General features: G+C 61.7%; 3 protein-coding genes and 1 pseudogene. 2 read left to right on the top strand and 2 right to left on the bottom strand.

Annotated features, from left to right (window positions below):
* Positions 1-350: 350 nt before the first annotated feature.
* Positions 351-599: a hypothetical protein gene (locus AC1DRP_RS35695; protein WP_476771033.1), complete on the top strand. Its 249-nt coding sequence runs from the start codon at positions 351-353 to the stop codon at positions 597-599.
* Positions 600-625: 26 nt separating this feature from the next.
* Here the strand turns inward: AC1DRP_RS35695 and AC1DRP_RS35690 are convergent, their stop codons facing one another.
* Positions 626-1,270: a helix-turn-helix transcriptional regulator gene (locus AC1DRP_RS35690; protein WP_476771032.1), complete on the bottom strand. Its 645-nt coding sequence runs from the start codon at positions 1,268-1,270 to the stop codon at positions 626-628.
* A 257-nt stretch (positions 1,271-1,527) separates the two neighbouring features.
* On the opposite strand from AC1DRP_RS35690, the pseudogene AC1DRP_RS35685 reads away from it, so the two are divergent.
* Positions 1,528-1,785 (top strand): annotated as a pseudogene (locus AC1DRP_RS35685) (ATP-dependent DNA ligase); the annotation flags it as partial.
* A 308-nt stretch (positions 1,786-2,093) separates the two neighbouring features.
* Here AC1DRP_RS35685 and AC1DRP_RS35680 read toward each other — a convergent pair.
* On the bottom strand, positions 2,094-2,474 hold the full coding sequence (locus tag AC1DRP_RS35680; RefSeq protein WP_476771031.1) for a thermonuclease family protein: 381 nt from the start codon (positions 2,472-2,474) through the stop codon (positions 2,094-2,096).
* Positions 2,475-3,487: the final 1,013 nt, after the last annotated feature.

The raw sequence follows: 3,487 nt of genomic DNA, 5'->3' as shown, positions 1-3,487 counted from the left end.
GCTCCATGGCAGGCCTCCTGACCGGTTGGATCGATGGAGCCTGACCGGAAGACCGCTCTCCGTCATCCCGTATCAACGGGCGGCCGGAGCCCCAACAACCCGATCTTTTTGCGTTGGCCCCGAACCGCTGCTTTCCCAGCGCGTTTCTCCACCAATCATGCCCCCTACACTTGGCCCGCAGTGGGAGGACGCCGCGGGCCGCTTTTTTTTGTTCCCGTATTCTGCTTTGATGGAACACCGAGGGGCATCATCGGTTTGTCTCTCTGTGCTGGCATCGCCACTCTCCAAGCCTGCACAGCCTCGGGCCCTGCTGTCGCCATAGGCGGGCCCTATCGCTCGGAATCAGGCGGATGTACCGTACCGAGGTCTCAAACACGTGGATTTACCACGTCGCAATCCCGATCGCGGGGCACCACTTCCTGTCTCGGCTTCAGGTGATGGATAAGTGGCTGACCGAGTGGGAAATCCCTTACCGGGTTATTCCAACAGAAATTGGTGATTCAGCCCTGTTGATCCGGTTTCCAACTGAGCGCTTTGCGCGCGCCTTTATCCTCGCGGAAGAGGCAGGGGGCACGTCCGTTTCGACCGGCCAACAATAAGCGGCTTTCTCCTTGAACGAGCGCGTTCAGGGCAGGACCGCTACCCTGGCGAGCAACGTGACCAGCTCTGCCTGACGTTTCGTGTTGGTTTTTGCGAAGAGCGCAGCTAGTTGCGAGCGAATGGTGGTGCGGCTTAGGTGCCGACTGCTGGCGACATCCGCGGGCAGATCGCCCTGCGCCATTTGAAGCGCAAGGCGCGTCTCAGCCATGGTCAGGCCAAACATGCGCTGAAGCATGAAGGGATTCGGTCGCAGGTGTGCATCAAGATCGAGCAGCATGACCACGCTCGTGCCGTCCGGTATGTCGTCCGCGACCTGATTGAGGAGGAAAGGCGTGTCGCTTGTGCCAGAGATGACGATCCAGCTCAGTGGACCGAGTCTCGGGCCGTTTGGGGCTCGCCCGATCAACCGCTTGAAGGCGCTGGTCAGCTGGCCAAGATCTTGAAAAGCCCCCTCATCGCAGCCAAGGATCAGTCTGGCCGTTGCGTTGGCCTCAACGATCTTTCGGTGGTTCTCGACGACGAGATAGCCGCAGCCGATTCGGTCGAGCATGTTCAGGGCCACAGCGCCGCGATAATTGCTTGTCGAACCTGATCTCCCCTTCTCCTGTGGCTCGCTGCTCAAAGTTGCGCTCAGCCTGGCGTCGTTCGGCCCAGAGATCATCGGTTCCAACCTTATCCCCCCAGCAATGAATACGCCCATCAAACTTTAACTATCGAGCCGCTCGCCTGTTCCTTTGCCGAGGTGCTGTATTTGCAGCGCTAGCCGCGCCGGGGAATCGCGGGTTTCGCCATGAGTTCGCTATTCAGTCTTAGCGTCATCCACATCCGGCACCGTCACGGCCTAGGGAGCCCCGCCGCGCCCCCTCGGAACGGCGGGGCGAACCTCGTGCGTGTGTTGGAGTGTCAGTTGTGTGCGCGCGTCGCGTTTTGCGTGCCGGCCCTGGGGCCGAGACTGTCCGTGGCCCGGTCAGCAAAGCGCGGGATGCGCGCCAGCGGAAGCTCAACTTTGACCCCATGCCGGAGCGGGTCGAGCCATGCCTGGATCTATTGGCTTCCAAGCCGCCTACCGGCAACGACTGGTCGTTTGAAGTGAAATGGGACGGCTATCGTCTCGCCATTCATATCGATAATCGCACCGTTCGGATCCTGACCCGCGGCGGGCATGATTGGACCAATCGCTTCCCGACGAGGACGTTCTTCAATTAAAAGATCCATCATGACCTAGTTTATGCCGTCTGCTCTCGACTCTAGTCGGATGTTGGGACTCGGTCAGAACGCGACATTGATCCCCGCAAGGTGTAGCGTACTGGAAGGGGCGCCCGTTCCTTGGCTCTCGCGAACGCGTTCGCGTTCCAAACGGAGTCACCCGGTGCGGCCGAGAATTTCTGTGACGGTGTCCGCCTCGCCCGGCATCCACCGGCTCCTGGAAGGTCGCCGGGATCTTGCCCCCTGAGCAGACGTTCCGAAGGTCGCAGRAGGGTCGCGAGCGGAAATTAACACCAGGGGCGTCGGCCGCCATTCCATGGTCGGGCCAAGCCCTCGTCGACGAGTTGGGCGCCGATCGAACCACCGCCGTTCGCGACGATACGAAGTTTTCGGCCGTACGAATCTACGTCCCGGCTGCCAATCGCTTCCAATCGGAAGGGCCTCGAGCTCAGCAGCTCGGCCAGCCTGAAGGTGGCCCGTTGACCGAGAGCTGCTTCGTCGGCGCATTTGGCTCCGCCTGTTTCCGGCGCGTCAATGTCAGCGATCCGGATCTTCTCGCCGCGAAACCGGAAGGTGTCACCGTCGATGACGCAGTCGCCGGCGCCCCGCCCACATAGCGGGAAGGAAGATTGCGCCTGGCTGGATCCTGCAGTCGCTGGGCGGATCACCTCGATCTCGTTCGGGCGCGGGTTTGATCTCGAAGACAGGGGATCGAGTAGCGTCGCCCGGATCGATCCAGCCGGTTAGGGGAGGGCGTTAGCAAGCCGAGTGCGGCCCCCATCGAGACGATGAAGGTGCACACGCAGACGACTGCCCATTGGGCCGAACTCATGCCGGCCAAGTCTCGTCGGAACGACATTGCTGGTCCTCCAGGCTGGAGAGTGCCAGAGGCGTCCTAAGGGACAGCCTAGGGAGACAGCACGGTTTGATGGTTCGCAGAACGAAACCGTTAGTGAAAATGGCCCGGCTCGCGGGCCTCAAGCGATAGCTTCTGACGCCGGATGGCGGCAGCAAACCTGAGGAAGCGAAGCAGCCTCACTGGCCAGGGTTAGGAGCCCGATGAGGGCGACCAATAAGGCATCAAAATTCGCTCGTGCGCAGGCACGCGGAAGGGTCACGGGGGGCTCTTTGGCGAAGGCCAAGGCGCCTATCCCGTAGCCTCGTCATGAGGCGTCGGACACGCGAATTTCTGTGCCTTAATTCGAGGCCAGTCTACGTCTCCAAGCCCCATGAGCGCGCAGGCGCTAGACCGCCATTCAAGAGCCGCCGAAGGGCGGCCAAACGACATCCGAAACCGATCAGGCCCGGGCGACGGCAGGGCTGGCGTGCGCAGGCGCGCATCAAGGTCGGAAGAGGATGGAAGTGGTGTGGTCCTGGGGGCTGTCGGAGACCGAAATACGGTGCGAAGGCACCAAGCAAACGAGACGCGCCCGAAGGGGTGCGTCACGTTTGCGGTATTGAGCCTATTTTTTATTTGGGGAAATGAGGCCCATTCCGGGCCTGTCCTTTGTGGCGCATTTGCGGGGATTTCTGCCGTCCTTGCCTGGGGCTTCTCAGGCGCCCTGAGCGGGCAACGCCGTCAGCTTGGGGCAGGGCCTGGTCCTTGGCGGGGAGGGAGGCTCCGTGGGGTCTTCAAGCCCGTCGGCGGGGAGGGAGGCTCCGTGGGGTCTTCAAGCCCGTC

It is taken from the genome of Allobosea sp. 01N443 (genome assembly GCF_056399325.1).
This window is presented reverse-complemented; position numbering and strand designations above follow the sequence as displayed.

Excerpts from the sequence above, each read along its gene's own strand:
- AC1DRP_RS35695 (WP_476771033.1), top strand. The coding sequence starts at position 351 with ATGTACCGTACCGAGGTCTCAAACACGTGGATTTACCACGTCGCAATC.